Raw genomic sequence first — 321 nt, 5'->3', positions numbered from 1 at the left:
ATCCTGCTGCTCAACCCCGACACGCTCGTGCGGCGCGGGTCGATCGCCGCCCTCGTGGCCTTCGCGGACGAGCACCCCGAGTACCGGGTCTACGGCGGGCGCACACTCCGCCCGGACGGCGGGCTCGATCCGAGCTCGTGCTGGGGCGAGCCGACCGCGTGGAGCCTCATCTGCTTCGCGACCGGGCTCAGCACGGTGTTCCACCGTACGCGCCTCTTCGACCCGGAGTCGCTCGGCCGCTGGCAGCGCGACACCGTCCGGGAGGTGCCGGTCATCACGGGCTGCCTGCTGCTCATCTCGCGCGCCGACTGGGACCTGCTC

The 321-nt window shown here is 72.6% G+C and carries 1 protein-coding gene; it reads left to right on the top strand.

The features are described from left to right. Positions 1-321: hypothetical protein (locus tag FJ658_RS16570; protein WP_219995803.1), on the top strand; the 321-nt coding region annotated here is incomplete at both ends.

This window comes from Schumannella sp. 10F1B-5-1, from assembly GCF_006517535.1.
Lineage (GTDB): Bacteria > Actinomycetota > Actinomycetes > Actinomycetales > Microbacteriaceae > Schumannella.
Note: the sequence above shows the minus strand (reverse complement) of the source record. Positions and strands in the feature narration are given on the sequence as shown.